16 protein-coding genes are annotated in these 15054 nt (G+C 73.6%); 7 read left to right on the top strand and 9 right to left on the bottom strand.

From position 1 onward, the window contains the following. Positions 1-46: 46 nt before the first annotated feature. Genes cydC through ACIHAD_RS16520 form a run of 4 tightly spaced genes read right to left on the bottom strand, consistent with a single transcriptional unit; the run spans position 47 to position 5399 of the window. Positions 47-1726, bottom strand: a complete 1680-nt coding sequence (gene cydC, locus ACIHAD_RS16535) for a thiol reductant ABC exporter subunit CydC (RefSeq protein ID WP_397355294.1) — start codon at positions 1724-1726, stop codon at positions 47-49. Beyond that, entirely contained in the window at positions 1723-3447 is a 1725-nt protein-coding gene (gene cydD, locus ACIHAD_RS16530) for a thiol reductant ABC exporter subunit CydD (protein ID WP_397355293.1), read from the bottom strand. The genes cydC and cydD overlap by 4 nt, the downstream gene beginning before the upstream one ends. Before the next feature lie 7 nt (positions 3448-3454). After that, positions 3455-4219 (bottom strand): cytochrome d ubiquinol oxidase subunit II, encoded by a 765-nt coding sequence (locus ACIHAD_RS16525; RefSeq protein WP_397355292.1) that lies wholly within the window; start codon positions 4217-4219, stop codon positions 3455-3457. A gap of 10 nt (positions 4220-4229) precedes the next feature. Next, positions 4230-5399 (bottom strand): cytochrome ubiquinol oxidase subunit I, encoded by a 1170-nt coding sequence (locus tag ACIHAD_RS16520; protein ID WP_397355291.1) that lies wholly within the window; start codon positions 5397-5399, stop codon positions 4230-4232. 89 nt (positions 5400-5488) lie between these two features. Here ACIHAD_RS16520 and ACIHAD_RS16515 point away from each other — a divergent pair, with 89 nt between their 5' ends. Then, the gene (locus tag ACIHAD_RS16515; protein WP_397355290.1) at positions 5489-5824 is read left to right on the top strand and encodes a helix-turn-helix transcriptional regulator; all 336 of its coding nucleotides are present in this window, start codon (positions 5489-5491) and stop codon (positions 5822-5824) included. On the opposite strand, the gene ACIHAD_RS16510 is transcribed toward ACIHAD_RS16515, so the two are convergent. Next, a complete protein-coding gene (locus tag ACIHAD_RS16510) occupies positions 5816-6499 on the bottom strand; it encodes a permease prefix domain 1-containing protein (RefSeq protein WP_397355289.1) in 684 nt (227 codons plus the stop codon). The two genes, ACIHAD_RS16515 and ACIHAD_RS16510, sit on opposite strands and share 9 nt — an antisense overlap. Positions 6500-6604: 105 nt before the next feature. Between ACIHAD_RS16510 and ACIHAD_RS16505 the strand changes: the two genes are divergently transcribed. Genes ACIHAD_RS16505 through ACIHAD_RS16495 form a run of 3 tightly spaced genes read left to right on the top strand, consistent with a single transcriptional unit; the run spans position 6605 to position 7705 of the window. Further along, positions 6605-6958: a VOC family protein gene (locus tag ACIHAD_RS16505; protein ID WP_397355288.1), complete on the top strand. Its 354-nt coding sequence runs from the start codon at positions 6605-6607 to the stop codon at positions 6956-6958. Further along, positions 6955-7281, top strand: a complete 327-nt coding sequence (locus ACIHAD_RS16500) for an ArsR/SmtB family transcription factor (protein WP_397355287.1) — start codon at positions 6955-6957, stop codon at positions 7279-7281. Before ACIHAD_RS16505 ends, ACIHAD_RS16500 begins: the two co-directional genes overlap by 4 nt. Further along, a complete protein-coding gene (locus ACIHAD_RS16495) occupies positions 7274-7705 on the top strand; it encodes an SRPBCC domain-containing protein (RefSeq protein WP_397355286.1) in 432 nt (143 codons plus the stop codon). The genes ACIHAD_RS16500 and ACIHAD_RS16495 overlap by 8 nt, the downstream gene beginning before the upstream one ends. A gap of 109 nt (positions 7706-7814) precedes the next feature. On the opposite strand, the gene ACIHAD_RS16490 is transcribed toward ACIHAD_RS16495, so the two are convergent. Continuing rightward, positions 7815-8981, bottom strand: coding sequence for a hypothetical protein (locus ACIHAD_RS16490; protein ID WP_397355285.1), 1167 nt, complete (start codon positions 8979-8981; stop codon positions 7815-7817). 49 nt (positions 8982-9030) lie between these two features. After that, positions 9031-10401 (bottom strand): pentapeptide repeat-containing protein, encoded by a 1371-nt coding sequence (locus ACIHAD_RS16485; protein ID WP_397355284.1) that lies wholly within the window; start codon positions 10399-10401, stop codon positions 9031-9033. Positions 10402-10506: 105 nt separating this feature from the next. Between ACIHAD_RS16485 and ACIHAD_RS16480 the strand changes: the two genes are divergently transcribed. Both ACIHAD_RS16480 and ACIHAD_RS16475 read left to right on the top strand, forming a co-directional pair. Beyond that, positions 10507-12219: an ExeM/NucH family extracellular endonuclease gene (locus tag ACIHAD_RS16480; RefSeq protein WP_397355283.1), complete on the top strand. Its 1713-nt coding sequence runs from the start codon at positions 10507-10509 to the stop codon at positions 12217-12219. A 150-nt stretch (positions 12220-12369) separates the two neighbouring features. Continuing rightward, entirely contained in the window at positions 12370-12744 is a 375-nt protein-coding gene (locus tag ACIHAD_RS16475; RefSeq protein ID WP_397355282.1) for a thioredoxin family protein, read from the top strand. Here the strand turns inward: ACIHAD_RS16475 and ACIHAD_RS16470 are convergent. Beyond that, complete coding sequence (locus ACIHAD_RS16470; protein WP_397355281.1) at positions 12710-13255, bottom strand: hypothetical protein; 546 nt, start codon at positions 13253-13255, stop codon at positions 12710-12712. The genes ACIHAD_RS16475 and ACIHAD_RS16470 overlap by 35 nt on opposite strands. On the opposite strand from ACIHAD_RS16470, the gene ACIHAD_RS16465 reads away from it, so the two are divergent. Then, on the top strand, positions 13218-14138 hold the full coding sequence (locus ACIHAD_RS16465; RefSeq protein ID WP_397355279.1) for a LysR family transcriptional regulator: 921 nt from the start codon (positions 13218-13220) through the stop codon (positions 14136-14138). The two genes, ACIHAD_RS16470 and ACIHAD_RS16465, sit on opposite strands and share 38 nt — an antisense overlap. Before the next feature lie 25 nt (positions 14139-14163). Here ACIHAD_RS16465 and ACIHAD_RS16460 read toward each other — a convergent pair whose 3' ends face one another. Next, positions 14164-14931 (bottom strand): SAM-dependent methyltransferase, encoded by a 768-nt coding sequence (locus tag ACIHAD_RS16460; protein WP_397355278.1) that lies wholly within the window; start codon positions 14929-14931, stop codon positions 14164-14166. Positions 14932-15054 lie beyond the last annotated feature (123 nt).

Genomic DNA, 15054 nt, shown 5'->3' with positions numbered 1-15054 from the left:
TAAACCTGATGACGGCGCAAACTCTACAGCAGGACGAACGGAACGGCTACCGCCTGGTCAGGGCCTCGGACTCCCACAGGTCGCGGTAATAGCCGGGCACGGCCACCAGCTCGTCGTGCCGCCCGCGCTGGACGACGCGGCCCTCGTCGAGCACCACGACCTCGTCGACCGACTCCAGGCCCTTGAGCCGGTGGGTCACCAGCACGGTGGTGCGGTCGCGGATGACGTCCAGCAGGTCGGCCATCAGGCGGTCGGCGGTCTCCTCGTCGAGCGCCTCGGCGGGCTCGTCCAGCAGCAGGACGGGCGGGTCGTACAGCAGCGCCCTGGCCAGGGCCAGGCGCTGGAGCTGGCCGCCGGAGACGGTCCTGCCGTCCTCGCCGAGCTCGGCGTCCCAGCCGGTGCGCTCGACCCACGGGCCGAGCCTGGCCTCCCGTACGGCCGCCGCCAGGCGCTCGTCATCGGCGTCCGGCCCGGCCAGGCGCAGGTTGTCGCGCAGGGAGGTGCGGAAGATGTACGGGTCCTGGGTGAGCCCGGTCATCAGCGTGCGGACGTCGTCGCCGGACAGGTCGCGCAGGTCGGCCCCGTTGACGCGGACGCTTCCCGACTCGGGCTCGACCAGTCGCATCAGCGCGGCCAGCAGCGTGCTCTTGCCCGCGCCGCTCGGGCCCACGATCGCCACCCGGCGGCCGGGGGCGAGGCGCAGGGAGACGCCGTCGAGGGCGGCCCTGGCGGCGCCGGGGTGGCGTACGACGAGGTCGTCGACCTCGACCGTCAAGGGAGCGGACGGCACCGGCGCGGGCGCGGCGGGCTCGGTGACCGCCGGGGCGGCGGCGCGGACCTCGCGCAGCCGCCGGATCGCGGCGGTGATCCCGGCCATGCGCTCGCCCGCCGCCGCCAGCGGCAGCACCGGCTCGAACGACACCAGCGCGGTCAGCGCGAGCACCGCCGTGGCGACCGAGCCCGCGCCCGCGCCCTGGGCGAGCAGCACGATGGCCGCCACCGTCAGGCCCTGGGCCAGCGTGCCGACCGCCAGGGCGGCGGCGTGCACGCGCGACTGGCGGCGCTCCAGCGCGGCCAGCGACTCGTCGGCGGCCAGCGCGCCGGACAGCGCCCGCTCGCCCGCGCCATAGGCGGCCAGGTCGGCCGAGCCGTGCACGAGGTCGGCCACGCGGGCCGCGAGCGTGGCCCGGGCCGGGGCGATCCGGGCCGACCAGCGGCGCGCGGCGGCGGCGGTCGCGGCGGGCAGCAGCACGCCCGCCACCACGAGCCCGGCCACCAGCACCAGCGCGGTCACCGGCAGCACGAACAGCCCGATGACGACCGCCGCCAGGCCGGTCAGGAGGGCGGCGGCAGCCGGGAGCAGCGCGCGGACCAGCAGGTCCTGGACGGCCTCGGTGTCGTCCACCATGCGGCTGAGCAGGTCCGCGCCGCCATGGCGGGGACGCTGGGGCGGGATGAGCGCCTGGTAGAGCCGTTCACGGGTGCCCGCCTGGGCGCGCAGGGCCACGTCGTGGCCGGTGAGCCGTTCGGCGTAGCGGAAGACGCCCTTGCCGGTCGCGAACGCCCTGGTCGCCACGATGGCCACGCTCAGCGCGGCCAGGGACGGCTGCTGCGCGGCCCGGGTGATCAGCCAGGCGGCGGCCGCGATCAGCCCCAGCCCGGCCAGGTCGGCGGCCGCCCCGGCCAGCACGGCCCAGGCCAGCCGAGTGCCCATGCGCCGGTTCATCGCGCGCTCCCCTCGGGAAGGGAGGCCACGCTCCGCGGCTCCCTGTGACCGTCGCCGCCTGGGCGGGCCGGACGGTCGCGGGTGGTGTCGGAGACGACGCGGCCCTCGTGCACCCGGACGATCCGGTCGGCCAGGTCGATCATGGCGGGCCGGTGGGCGACGATGACGGCGGTGCGCCCCCGCGCCAGCTCGGCGGTGGCCGTCACGACGGCGGCCTCGCTGCGGCCGTCGAGGCGGGCGGTGGGCTCGTCGAGCAGCAGCGCCGTGGCGTCCGGGCGGCAGAAGCCCCGGGCCAGCGCCACGCGCTGCCGCTGGCCCGCCGACAGGTTCGCGCCGCGCTCGCCGACCACGGTGTCGAACCCCTGGGGCAGGCCGTCCACGAAGTCGGCGTGCGCGGCGGCCGCGGCCCGGCGCACCTCCTCCAGGGTGGCGCCGGGCGCGCCGAGCCGGATGTTGTCGGCGACGGACGTGGTGAACAGGTGGGGGCGCTGCGGCACGTACGCCAGGGCCGCCCGCCAGCTGTCCAGGTCCAGCTCGCGCAGGTCGGCGCCGCCGACCAGGACGCGCCCCTCGGACGGCCGCAGGAAGCCGAGGACCAGGTGGAGCAGCGTGCTCTTGCCGCCGCCGCTCTCGCCGACCAGCGCCACCCGCTCTCCGGGCGCGATGGTGAGCGTCACGTTCTCCAGGGCGGGCTCGTCCCTGCCGGGGTAGCGGACGGTCACGTTCTCCAGGCGGATCTCCGGCGCGCCGTGCCCGTCGTACGGGCGGGTCGCGCCGGGCGGGTCACCGGCGGCGTCGTCCAGGACGGCGAAGGCCGCGTCGGCGGCGGCCACCCCCTCCATGGAGGCGTGGAAGCGGGTCCCCATGGCCCGCAGCGGCAGGTACGCCTCGGGCGCCAGCAGCAGCACCAGCAGCGCCGTCGTCAGGTCCAGCGACCCGCCGAGCAGCCGCAGCCCGATGGGCACCGCCACCAGCGCCAGCGACAACGACGCGCACAGCTCCAGCACCAGCGACGACAGGAACGCCACCCGCAACGTGCGCATGGTCGCGCTCCGGTGGGCGTCGGCGACCTCCCGGATGACCGTCGCCTGGTAGCGGGCCCGCCCGAAGGCGCGCAGCGTGGGCAGCCCGCGCACGACGTCGAGGAAGTGCCCGCCGAGCCGCGACAGGGCATGGAACTGCCGCTCGGTGACGGCCTTGGTCGTCATGCCGACCAGCGCGCCGAAGACGGGGATCAGCGGCAGCGTGACCAGGACGATCACCGCGCTGCCCAGGTCGGCGGCGAACAGCCGGACCAGCACGGCCACCGGCACCACGGCCGCCACCGCGATCGAGGGCAGGTAGCCGGTCAGGTAGGCGTCCAGGCCGTCCAGGCCCCGGCCGGTCAGCGTGACCAGCTCGCCCGACCGGTGACCGGTCAGCCTGGACGGGCCCAGCTCGCCCAGGCGGGCCAGCAGCCGGTGGCGCAACGCGGACTTCACGCCCGTCGCGGTGCGCCCGGCGAAGACGCCCTGCGTCCAGGCCAGCAGCGCCCGTACGCCCACGACGGCGGCCAGCGCGCCCAGCGCGGCGGCGGTGAACCGGCCGGACAGCACGCCGGCCAGCAGCTCGGCCTGCGCGAGCACGAGCAGCCCGGCCAGCACGGCCGCGACCATGGTGACGGTCAGGTGGCGGCGCACCGAGCGCTCGGCCCGCATGAGCCGCAGAAGATCCTTGTGCACGTGGCCTTCAGAAGAACGAGGGGAGTGGGACGGCGCCCTTACCTGGCCGGAAAGTCCGCCATACCCATACTTGCGCGCCCAGCATGATCGGCGCGAACGGGAGCGCCATGACACTGAGCACATTCAACGTAGCCGCCGGCGCACTGTGCTCCAGCAAGTACGGCATCGCCCCCAGGAGCAGGCCGATCACCGGCAGCGCGGACACCAGGCCCGAGATCAGCAGCGCCCGCCCCGACCGCACGCCCCCGAACGCGCCCGGCTCCCGCCAGGCCAGGAACGTCCACCCGTGGAAGGCGAACAGCATGGTCGTCAGCACGCCCAGCAGCACCCCGACCGGATGCACCGGCGAGGAGGTGAACCCGGTGGCGGCGGCGTGCAGCGCCATGCCCCAGCCGAACGACAGCCCCAGCGACCCGAACGCGATCATCGCGTCCCAGAAGCCGCGCCACCGGGCGCCGTCCAGCCGCCGCCGGAACCACAGGCCGGCGTCGCGCACGACCCAGCTCAGCAGCATGGCCACCACCAGCGGATACAACCCGAACAGCACCTCGCCCTCCAGGCGCGGGTACACGCCGAACAGCGTCCCGGCGACCGCGACCAGCCACACCTCGTTGGCCAGCACGAACGGCGCCATCGCGGCCACCATGCGGTCGCGGTTGCCGCGCGTCCTGCCCAGCACCGGCAGCAGCAGGCCGACGCCGAGGTCGAAGCCCTCCAGGGCGAAGTACCCGGCCAGCAGCACCGCGAAGAACAGGAACCAGATCACTTCCATGTCAGCACTCCTAGAAGGTCATCGCCGGGGCGGGCCGGGCGCCGGCGGGGACCGCGCCGAGGTCGAGGTCGCGCGGGCCCCGCCGGACGACCCGGGCGATGAGGACGTAGTCGACGACCGCCAGCAGCCCCAGCACGCCGGCGAACCCGATCAGCGAGGCCGTGACCATGCCCGAGGTCAGCCCCGGCGTCAGGGCGTCGGCGACGGTGAGCTTGTGCCACACCATCCACGGCTGGCGGCCGAGCTCCCTGGCCATCCAGCCCAGGATCGCCAGCGCGAACGGCACCGGCGTCATCAGCATCAGCACCACGTGCGTCCACCGCCAGCGCGGCAGCCAGTAGATGAGCGGCAGGAGCAGGAACAGCAGCACGAACGCCAGGAGCTGGCCGATCTCGATCATGAGCGCGAGCGGCACCCCGGCGCCCGTGTCGCCGTCGAACTTGCCCTCCTGGACGCCGCCGAACTGCGCGTAACCGAACCCCAGGGCCAGGAAGGCGCCGAGGGAGGCCACGGCGATCCCCGTGCGCAGCGACTTGCCGAAGAACAGCGCCTCCGACGTACGGCGGCGCAGCTGGTACGCGCTCGCTCCGGCCACCACCATGCCGCCGGCCAGCAGCCCCGCGCCGATGACGTGCGGGAAGGCGAACACCAGCGTCTTGTTCGTGAGCAGGGCGCCGAAGTCGACCAGCGCCAGCCGGCCGCCCCTGACCACCGAGCCCGCCGGGTTCTGCAGGAAGGAGTTGGCGACCATGATGAAGAACGCGCTGGCGTACGCGGTCAGCGTCACCAGCCAGATGCAGGCCAGGTGCAGCCACTTGGGCAGCCGTCCCCAACCGAAGATCCACAATCCGAGGAACGTGGACTCCAGGAAGAAGGCCACCAGGGTCTCCATGGCCAGGGGCGCGCCGAACACGTCCCCGGCGTAGTGGGACAGCCCGCTCCACGACAGCCCGAACTGGAACTCCATCACCAGGCCGGTGACGATGCCCAGGGCGTAGTTGATGACGTAGATCTGACCCCAGAACCGGGTCATGCCCCCGTGCAGCGCGCTGCCGGAGACCACGTGGCGGGTGTGCATGAGCGCCACGACTGGCGCCAGCCCGAGCGTGAGCACGACGAACAGGAAGTGCAGGCTTCCCGTCACCGCGAACTGCGTGCGGGCGAGTTCGAGTACGTCCATTCCCTCGACTCCGTTGTTGTGTCTACCTACATATAGGCAGCCTACATGTAGACTGGCTACATGCGAAACGGTTGTCTAGGATCAAGGGCATGAATCCAGACGCGCTGCGCGGGCACATGGACGCGCTGCTGCTCTCGGTGGTGGAGCGGGAGCCGCTGCACGGCTACGCGATCATCGAGGCGCTCCAGGAGCGCAGCGGGGGCGCGCTGAGCGTGCCCACCGGCACCGTTTATCCGGCGCTGCGGCGGCTGGAGCGCATCGGCTACCTGGCCAGCGAGTGGGCGACCGTGGGCGGGCGCAAGCGGCGCACGTACCGGCTGACCGACTCGGGCAGGAAGCAGCTCGAAGGGGAACGGTCGGCCTGGCGGGAGTTCACCAGCGTGATCGGCGGCGTGCTCCAGGGCGACGCGCGGGCCTCAGGCTGACGGGGCCGTGGCGGGCCGGCGGGTGCGGCTGACCCGCAGGCAGCGCGTCGCGCCGTAGATCTGCAGGCCCCAGAACGCGGTCGTGACCAGGTTCGCCAGGAACGCGGGCAGGTAGTCGCTCATCGAGCCCGGCCCGGGAGGGCTGTAGGACAGCACGAGGCTCATGGCGCCCGAGACCGGCAGCATGCCCCACACGAGGATGCCCAGCGACCTGGTCACCAGGCGCGGACGGCGGATCCAGCGGGAGCCCCGGCCCAGCGCCAGCAGGGCGAGGCCGCCGTACAGGCCGGTCGCGAGCTGGCAGATGTCCAGCAGCCGCGAGAGCAGGTGGTACCAGGCCGGCCTGCCCACCCACAACGCCGGGTCGGCGGGATGGACGCGCCACACCAGCGACCACATGAGCGCGGTCAGCGGGACGCTGATGAACAGCAGCAGGCCAAGGCGCCGCCCGGCCACGGCGGTCAGTTCGCTCTGGTAGCCGGGGGCGATCTCGGTGACCGGGCCGAACTCCGCGACCGCCAGCCGCTCGGCCTCGGCGCGTTCGAGCCCGTCGGCCTCCAGGGCGTCGGCGGTGTCGGACAGGCTGTCGCGTGCTTCGACGACCAGGTCGCGCTTCGCGCCGGAGGGGCCGGACAGCGCGCGGTCGAGGTCGGCCACGTAGTCGTCGATCCGCATGATCCCCAGTCTACGGAGTGCGCCGCCGTTGGCCTATCAGGGAAGTCCCCGATATTCCGCGCCCCGGCTTGATATGTCGGAAAAATCCTACGTATAGTGGCCCACATGCTGATTTCCGGGATCCTCACCGTCACCGTGCCCGTCGCCGACCAGGCGCGGGCGCTCGACTTCTACACCGGCGTGCTCGACTTCGAGGTGCGCACCGACAATCCGTTCCCGATGGGCCGCTGGCTCACCGTCGCGCCCAAGGGGGCGGCGACCGCGCTGCTGCTCGCCTCCTGGTTCCCCGGCATGGCCCCCGTCGGCGGGCTCGTGGTGGCCGCGCCCGACCTCGACGCGCTGGCCGCCCGGCTCTCCGCCCGCGAGATCGCCTTCGAGGGGCCGAGCGACGAGGCGTGGGGGCGCCAGCTCCTGTTCAGCGACCCCTTCGGCAATGGGTTCGTGGTCAGCCAGGCATGACCGCCGACCACGTCTTCACCGCGCTGGCCAGCCCGGCCAGGCGCGAACTGCTGCGCCTGCTGCTCCAGGAGGGGCCCCAGCCCGCCGGGCGGCTGGCCGAGCGGTTCGACATGAGCCGGCCCAGCGTCTCGGAGCATCTCAAGGTGCTCAGGGACGCCGGGCTGGTGGCCGAGGCCCGCAAGGGGCGGGAACGGCACTACCGGCTGGAGGCGGAGCCGCTCATGGAGATCCGCGACTGGCTCACCCCGTACGAGAGGTTCTGGCGCGAGAAGCTGGCCGGACTGTCCGCACTGCTCGACGAGATGGAAGAAGAAGATGGCTGAGGACAGGAGAGCGATCCGGCTGGACGAGTTCCTCGCGCACCCGCCGGGCAAGGTGTGGCGGGCGCTGACCGACCCGGAGCTGATGGCCCGCTGGCTCATGCCCAACGACTTCCGGCTGGAGGTGGGCCACCGGTTCACGTTCACCACCCAGCCCAGGAAGGCGGTGGGGTTCGACGGCACCGTGCACTGCGAGGTGCTGGAGTTCGAGGAGGAGAAGCTGCTGCGGATCAGCTGGAGCGACCGCAAGCAGGCCGACTGGACGGTCACCTGGCGGCTGGTGCCGGAGGGCCGGGGGACCCGGCTGTTCCTCGACCACGAGGGCTTCGACCCCGACGACCCCACCCAGCAGCTCTCCCGCCGGATCATGGGCGGCGGCTGGCCCCGGCACTTCGCCACGATCGAGGCCCTGGCCGCCGCCCTCTGAGCCGGCTCCTGCATGGCGGGGAGCTCGCGGGTCGGGCGCGAGCTCCCCGGGCACCAGGGGCCGCCCGGCAGGAACGCGCCGCCGGTGAGCCGCATGACGACCGGGTCCGTCACCGGATCGGAGAGGGGAGGCAGGCCAGCACCTGCCTGGCCAGCTCGTGCGGCGGGCGGTCGTCGGTGTCCAGGCGCACGTCGCCCGCCCCCGCCCGGTCGAGGGCCGCGGCCTCCCGCGCCGCCCGCCCGGCCACGGCCCGCAGGGCGTCGGCGCTCAGCCCTCTCAGCTCGTCGCCCGGCGTCGCCGGGCCGCCTCCCCGGCCGCGCAGCAGCACGCGTTCGAGCAGCGTGGCGGGGGAGGCGTGCAGCCGGAACACGGTCGGGGCCAGGCCGGGAAGCAGGCGCGCGAAGCCGCGGACGGTCTCGTCGGAGTCCGCCCCGCCGGAGACGACCAGGCACCCGGCCCCGGCCGCCCGGTACCCGGCCCACAGCGCGGCGAGGTTGTGCGCCTTGAGCCGGCGGCCCTCGTCCCCGGTGGACGGGCGCAGCGCGGCGATCTGCCGGAGATCGACGTAGGCGGCCCGTACGCCCGACCGGTGGATGCGGCTGAAGACCTCGTAGCCCACCGTCGACTTCCCGGCCGCCGTCGCGCCCGAGAACCACAGCAGGGGAACCTCCCCGCCGACGAGCGGCGCGGGCTCCGGCCCCGGGCCGGGCACTGGCACGGGCGGGCCGGGCACGGTCACGGGCCCCGGGGCGGGCACGGCCGCCGGCCAGCCGCCGAGCCGGTCGAGCACCAGCCGGGCCGTCTCCGGCACCGTCAGCCCGCCGGTGTCCACGCACAGGTCGGCGTACCGGCTGCGGTCCTGCGCCGCGGCCTCGGCCACGGCCTCCTCCACCAGGTCCGGACGCCAGCCCCGCCCCAGGAACCGCTCCCTCAGCTCCGCGTGGGGGACCCGCAGCCGGCACACGGTGAACGCCGCGCCGGGAAGCAGCGCGGTGTACTCGCGGACCTCCTCGGGCGTGTCCACGAAACCGGCCAGGACCAGGCAGCGCATCCCCTCGCGCCGGAACCCGGGCCACAGGGCCGCCAGGTTGCGCGCCCGCAGGCGATGCGTGCCGCCCTCCGGCGCCGGATGGCAGAGGCTGATCTGGTCGGCGTCGAGGAAGGCCGCCTTGACGCCGCCGCGGCCGAGCCGGGCGAAGATCTCCCACCCGGCCGACGACTTCCCGGCGCCCGTGGGGCCCGACAACCACAGCAGCGGCAGCGGATCGATGCTCACCGGCGCGACCCTAGCGGGCCCGATCCGCCGCCTGCCACCGGGTTTCCGGCTACTGGTGGACGACCGGGTTGTGGTGGACCGCCTGGCGGGCCGCGTGCGAAGTGGAGCTCCACAACACCGCCGCCGCCGTCAGCGCCGCGAGCAGCGTGCACCAGGCCACCGCGCGCCCGAGCCGCATCCCGTACCCCCACAGCAGCCACGACAGGGACAGCCACCAGTGCTCACCGGCCTGGCGGCGCATCTCCATGGCGGCGAAGGCGAAGTCCGCCGAGGTGTCGCGGTCCTCGATCCGGCCGCGGAGCTCGGCGTAGAGGGCGGCCAGCCGGTCGGGGGTGGTGGGGGAGCCGAGGGAGGCGTCCCAGCCGCGCAGGGCGTGCTCGTCGGCCAGCGCGCTGCGCCGCGAGAACCAGCGCAACATCGGACGGCGCAGGCTGACCCGCACGCCGCGCGGCGTGAGCGCGAACGTGCAGTCCCTGACCCGCACCCCGGCCGGACGCGTGAGCCCGGCGAAGCCGCACCCCGACAGGTCGAGGCCGGTCAGCGTGAGGCTGGCGGCGTCCACCTGGCGCAGCGAGCTGAGCGTCGACAGGCCCTTGCCGGTCACCGAGGCGGGCCCGTGCAGCACGGCGCCCTCCAGGTCGGCGCTGGAGTCGGTCAGCCGTACGGTGGCGGCCCCCGAGACCTCGACCCGCCGCAGGTCCACCCCGCAGCGCGCGACCGTCACGTCGAGCAGGCCGTCGGCGCGGGCGCGCGCGGCCGTGAGCCTGCCGGTGGCCGACAGGTACGCGTCGCCGGCGAAGTGCGCGTACTCGAACCCCGCCTGCCCGCGCACCTTGCGGAAGGAGAGGGTACGGCCGAACCTGGCGCCGCGGAACGTGCCGCCGGTGCCCAGGCGGGCGTCGTCGAAGGTGGCGTACCCGTCGAACCGGGCGCCCTCGCACGAGAGCCCGCGCTCGAAGACGGCCTGGCCGAACAGGGCGTCGCGGGACATCACGGCCCGGTCGAGCGAGACGTGCCCCCGGACGCGTACGCCGTGGAAGGACAGCTCGCGGGCGAACCTGGCCGCCGCCAGCGACACGTTGCCCTCGAAGCGCGCCCCGAAGAAGGAGGCCAGCCGCTCGAACCGGGCCCCGTCGAGCGACACGTCACCGGCGAACGTCACGTCCGACAGCCTGACGTCGCCGGTGAACCTGGCCCGATCGAGCCGGGCACGGCCCGGCCTGCAACTCGTCGCCTCCAGGACCCGGGACAGCAGGTCGGCGGTGACGGTGGTGCCGCGGAGGTCGAGCAGCCTGCCGGGGGACAGCCGGGCGAGGACGGCGGGCAGTTCCTCGGCCGGCAGATGCGCCAGGCACAGGCCCGACGGCTGTTGGGCGATTCCGGGGCAGGCAGCAGAAAACGCGCAGGTGACCCAGTCCATGCACTGGTCATACCCGCGCGCGCCAATGTCAAGGTTCGATGATTTAATGTTCTATCCACTTTTGTGTGGAAATATGCGGGCAATAATCCCTCTAAAGTGCCGGTCATGCGCGTTTTATCCCGAGCAGCACTCGCTGCCCTCGTGGCGGGCGCCCTGACCGCCACCCCGGCCCTCGCCGAGACGGCGGCGGCGCCCTGTGACACCCCGGCCGACCGCCGCGTCGCCGAGGTGCAGGGCAGCGGCGACGCCAGCCCCCTGGCCGGCCAGACCGTACGGGTCGAAGGCGTCGTGACCGGCGACTTCCAGCGGACCGACCAGCTCAGCGGCTTCTTCCTCCAGGACCCGCGACCCGACGCCGACCCGCGGACGTCCGAGGGCCTGTTCGTCTTCGCCCGCGAGTCCTTCAAGGACGTCAAGGCCGGCGACCGCGTCCTGGTCACCGGCAAGGCCGTCGAGTACAACGGCTGGACCGAGCTGTCCCCGGTCACCGCCGTGGACGTCTGCGGCACCGGGAGCGTGGCGGCGCAGCCGTACACCCTGCCGATAGAGCCCCCGGCCGGAGCCCCGGACGGGCTGGAGTCCGTCGAGAACATGCTGCTCACCTTCCCGCAGCCGCTCACCGCGGACGACAACTACAACCTGGGCCGCTTCGGCGAGGTCACGGTCTCGGCGCACGGCCGCCTGTACCAGCCCACCGACCGGCCCGGCGTGGACCCCGCCGGCGACCTGCGCCGCTCGCTGCTCATCGACGACGGCTCCAACCGGGAGAACCCGGCGACCCTGCCCCCCGTCACGCGGGCGGGGACGGTGGCCGCCGGCGTCACCGGCGTGCTCGGGTACGGCTTCGGCGAGTACCGCCTCCAGCCCACCAAGCCGATCACCTACCTGGACGCCAACCCGCGCACGCCGCGCCCGTTCCCGGTGGCCGGCAACGTGAAGGTGGCCTCGTTCAACACCCTGAACTGGTTCACCACCATCGGCTCACGCGGCGCGAGCAACGCGAACGAACAGCAGCGGCAGCTCGCCAAACTGGTGGCCGCGCTGAAGGGCCTGGACGCCGACGCGGTCGCCCTCATGGAGGTCGAGAACAACGGCCAGACCGCGCTGCAGGCGCTCGTGGACGCCGTCAACGCCGAGGTCGGCGCCAGCACGTACGCGGCGCTCACCCACCCCTACCCCGGCACGGACGTCATCCAGGTCGGGCTGATCTACAAGCCGGGCAAGCTCACCCCGGTCGGCGAGACCAGGGCCTCCCAGGACCCCGTCTTCAGCCGCCCGCCGCTGATCCAGACCTTCCGCAGGAAGGGCGGCGGCCAGCCGTTCACCATGATCGTCAACCACCTCAAGTCCAAGGGCACCTGCCCGGCCGGCGGCCCCGACGCCGACCAGGGCGACGGCCAGAGCTGCTGGAACGCCACCCGCGTCAAGCAGGCTCAGGCCCTGCTGGGCATCATCGGCGACCAGGACCTGCCCAACCCGCTCGTGCTCGGCGACCTCAACGCCTACGGCGAGGAGGACCCGATCGACACGCTGGAGGCCGGCGGCCTGACCAGCCTCACCAAGCGGTTCGTGCCCGAGTCCCAGCGCTACAGCTACCTGTTCGACGGTCTGGCCGGCGAGCTCGACCACGCCTTCGCGGGCAAGCAGCTGCTCAAGCGGGTGACCAGCACCACGATCTGGCACATCAACTCCGACGAGCCGCGCATCCGCGACTACAACACCGAGTTCAACCCGCCCGGCCTCTACCAGCCGGACGCCTACCGCTCCTCCGACCACGACCCCTTGGTCATCGGCCTGACCCTGCCCGGCGGCCACTGACCCGAGCCCGAGGCGCGGCCCGCGGGCCGCGCCTTCCGGCGTTCCAGATGGCCTGCCGTGTCGGGCTTGAGGGCCGCCACGGCATGGAATGCTGGTGAGGGGTACGTGGTTGACACGGTTGCAATTTCACCGAAGAGCGAGGAGCCACTTGTGGCGACCATCGAAGTAACAGGGAAGAACTTCAACGACATCGCCGACAAGGGCATCGTGCTGCTCGACTTCTGGGCGACCTGGTGCCCGCCGTGCAAGAAGTTCGGGCCGATCTTCGAAGCGGCCTCCGACAAGCACGACGACATCACCTTCGGCAAGATCGACACCGACGCGGAGCAGGCGCTCGCCCAGGGCTTCGACATCACCTCGATCCCCACGCTGATGGCGATCCGCGACGGCATCGTGGTCTTCGCCCAGGCCGGCGCGATCCCGGCCCCTGCCCTCGACGACCTCATCCGCCAGGTCCGGGCCCTCGACATGGACGCGATCAGGGCCGAGCTCAGCGAGGAACTGAAGAACGCCGAGCAGAACTGACTCCGGCGGGCCCCGCCTGCACGGCGGGGCCTTCGCGTTCCCCGCCCCGAGTCAGGGCGGCGGCCAGCGGGAACGCCGCGATCACCACCTGGGCCAGCGAGAACGCCGGGAACCCGAGCGAGGCGGCCACCACCAGCAGCACCGCGCCCGTCAGCCCGCCGCCGAGCACTCCGGCGAGCACTCCGGCGAGCCCCGCCGCGACCAGGCAGGCGGCGAAGGCGGCGGCCACGGCGGGCAGCAGCCAGGACCGGGCGCCCGCGATCCTGGCCAGCACCACGCCCACCAGCGCACCCGGCAGCAGCCAGGCCCCGATCGTCAGCACGCTCCACCCGTGCACGCCCGCCAGGAGCTGCGGGGCGGCCCACATGGTGGCGAACAGGCCGCCGTACACGCCGACGCCCGCCAGCGCGGCCCGGCGGAAGACGCGGTCGGCGGGCAGGTCGGGCGGGACGAACCCGGCGGCGACCGTACGGGTGCGCCGGACCAGCGCGGCCCCCGCGAGCGCCGCCACCGCCCCGGCCAGCGCCGCGACCGGCCACGCCAGCCCGAGATTGGCCGACTGGACGAGCGTCGCCGTCGCCGACGAGGGCGGCTTCGGCCGGGCCGCCGAGCGGCTGCACATCGTGCAGCCCGCGGTCAGCCAGCAGGTGAGCCGGCTCGAACGCGAGCTGGGCGCGCGCCTGTTCGACCGCTCGACCCGGCACGTACGGCTGACCGAGGCGGGGGAGCGGCTGCTGCCCGAGGCCCGCGAGGTGCTCGCCGCGGCCGAACGCGCCCGCCGGGCGGTCACCGGCCACCTGGCCGGAGCCACCCTGCGGCTCGGCGTGTCCCGCGCGCCCGGCACCCGCCTGTACCCGATGCTCGACCGGCTCGACCCCGCCCTGCGGGTCCGGCTCAGCAAGCAGGGGCTCGCCGAGCGGCTGGCGGCGGTGCGCTCGGGCGACCTGGACGCCGCCCTCGTCCGGCTCGTGGACAGCGCGCCCGGCCTGGAGTTCTTCCCCGCCTGGACCGAGCCGCTGGTCGTGGCGCTGCCCGCCGGCCACGCCCTGGCCACGGCCGGCACGCTCACCCTCGCCCACCTGGGCGACCTGCCCGTACGGCTCGCCCCCCGCGAGCGCAACGCGCCCTTCCACGACCTGGTCACCGGGGCTCTGGCACGGGCGGGGGTGGACCCGCCGCGCGGCCCGGCCTTCACCGGGCTGCACGACACGCTCATCGACCTGGCCTCGGGGCCGCCGTCGTGGACGCTGTTCTACCCCGTCTTCGACGAGCTGCCGCCCATCCGCGGCGTGGCCTACATCGGCCTGGACGAGCCCGAGGTGCTCACCCACCTGGCCGTGCCCGCCGGGCCGCCGACGGCCCGGGTGCGGCGGCTTCTGGCGGCCCTGCCCTGAGCGCAGGCCGCGACCCGGCCGTTCGTCAGGGCTTGCGGCCGACGCCGACGTAGCCGACGTCGGTGCCGTTCGTCAGGCCGGGCGGCTCGGTGGGCCGCCAGTCCTGGGGGAACACCAGGCCGGGGTCGGCCAGCTCGTAGCCCTCGAAGAAGCGCAGGATCTCCTTGTCGGTCCTGAGGCTCAGCGCGGCCGTGGCCTGGTTGTAGACCTCCAGCGCCTGCGGGGTGGTGTCGGGTTTGGCGTCGATGGCGTGGCTGATCACCAGGTGACTGCCGGGAGCGCTCGCCTCGCGCAGCCCGGCCACGATCGGGTGGGCCTGCTCGTCGGGGATGAAGTGCAGGATCGCCAGCATGAGGAAGGCGACCGGCTGGTCGAAGTCCACCAGGGCGCCCAGCTTGTCCAGCAGGAGGTCCACCTCGCGGATGTCGGCCTGGAGGAAGTCGACGTTCTCCGTACGGGCCAGCAGCGCCCGGCCGTGGACGCACACGACCGAGTCGTAGTCGACGTAGACCACGCGCGCCTCGGGGGCGATCTCGTGGGTGTTGCCCTGCGTCGGCAGCCCGGCCCCGAGGTCGACGATCTGCCGTACGCCCGAGTCCACCAGGTGCCGGACGGCCCGTTGCAGGAACGCCCGGTTGGAGCGGGCGGCCTCCTTGGTGTTGGGGAACACCTTGAGGATCTGCTCAGCCGCGGCGCGGTCGGCCGCGAAGTTGTCCTTGCCGTCGAGGTAGTAGTCGTACATCCGCGCGACGTTGGGGACGTTGGGGTCGACCCCCTCGGGGGCACTATCCACGATTTCTCCCGAAATTTCGGTCTTTCGGGTGATCATAGCTTTGCCGACCCCGCCCGCACTGGAATTCGGTTCGGTTGCCCGCGCGGCACGCCCCGGAAGGACGCGCCGCGCTCAGCCCGGCAG

The sequence above is a fragment of the Nonomuraea sp. NPDC052265 genome (assembly GCF_044547985.1).
Lineage (GTDB): Bacteria > Actinomycetota > Actinomycetes > Streptosporangiales > Streptosporangiaceae > Nonomuraea.
This window is presented reverse-complemented; position numbering and strand designations above follow the sequence as displayed.

Bases quoted from the DNA above. Each gene is read 5' to 3' on its own strand.
- cydC (WP_397355294.1), bottom strand. From the start codon at position 1,726: ATGAACCGGCGCATGGGCACTCGGCTGGCCTGGGCCGTGCTGGCCGGG.
- ACIHAD_RS16525 (WP_397355292.1), bottom strand. From the start codon at position 4,219: ATGGAAGTGATCTGGTTCCTGTTCTTCGCGGTGCTGCTGGCCGGGTAC.
- ACIHAD_RS16520 (WP_397355291.1), bottom strand. From the start codon at position 5,399: ATGGACGTACTCGAACTCGCCCGCACGCAGTTCGCGGTGACGGGAAGC.
- ACIHAD_RS16515 (WP_397355290.1), top strand. From the start codon at position 5,489: ATGAATCCAGACGCGCTGCGCGGGCACATGGACGCGCTGCTGCTCTCG.
- ACIHAD_RS16510 (WP_397355289.1), bottom strand. From the start codon at position 6,499: ATGCGGATCGACGACTACGTGGCCGACCTCGACCGCGCGCTGTCCGGC.
- ACIHAD_RS16505 (WP_397355288.1), top strand. From the start codon at position 6,605: ATGCTGATTTCCGGGATCCTCACCGTCACCGTGCCCGTCGCCGACCAG.
- ACIHAD_RS16500 (WP_397355287.1), top strand. From the start codon at position 6,955: ATGACCGCCGACCACGTCTTCACCGCGCTGGCCAGCCCGGCCAGGCGC.
- ACIHAD_RS16495 (WP_397355286.1), top strand. From the start codon at position 7,274: ATGGCTGAGGACAGGAGAGCGATCCGGCTGGACGAGTTCCTCGCGCAC.
- ACIHAD_RS16485 (WP_397355284.1), bottom strand. From the start codon at position 10,401: ATGGACTGGGTCACCTGCGCGTTTTCTGCTGCCTGCCCCGGAATCGCC.
- ACIHAD_RS16480 (WP_397355283.1), top strand. From the start codon at position 10,507: ATGCGCGTTTTATCCCGAGCAGCACTCGCTGCCCTCGTGGCGGGCGCC.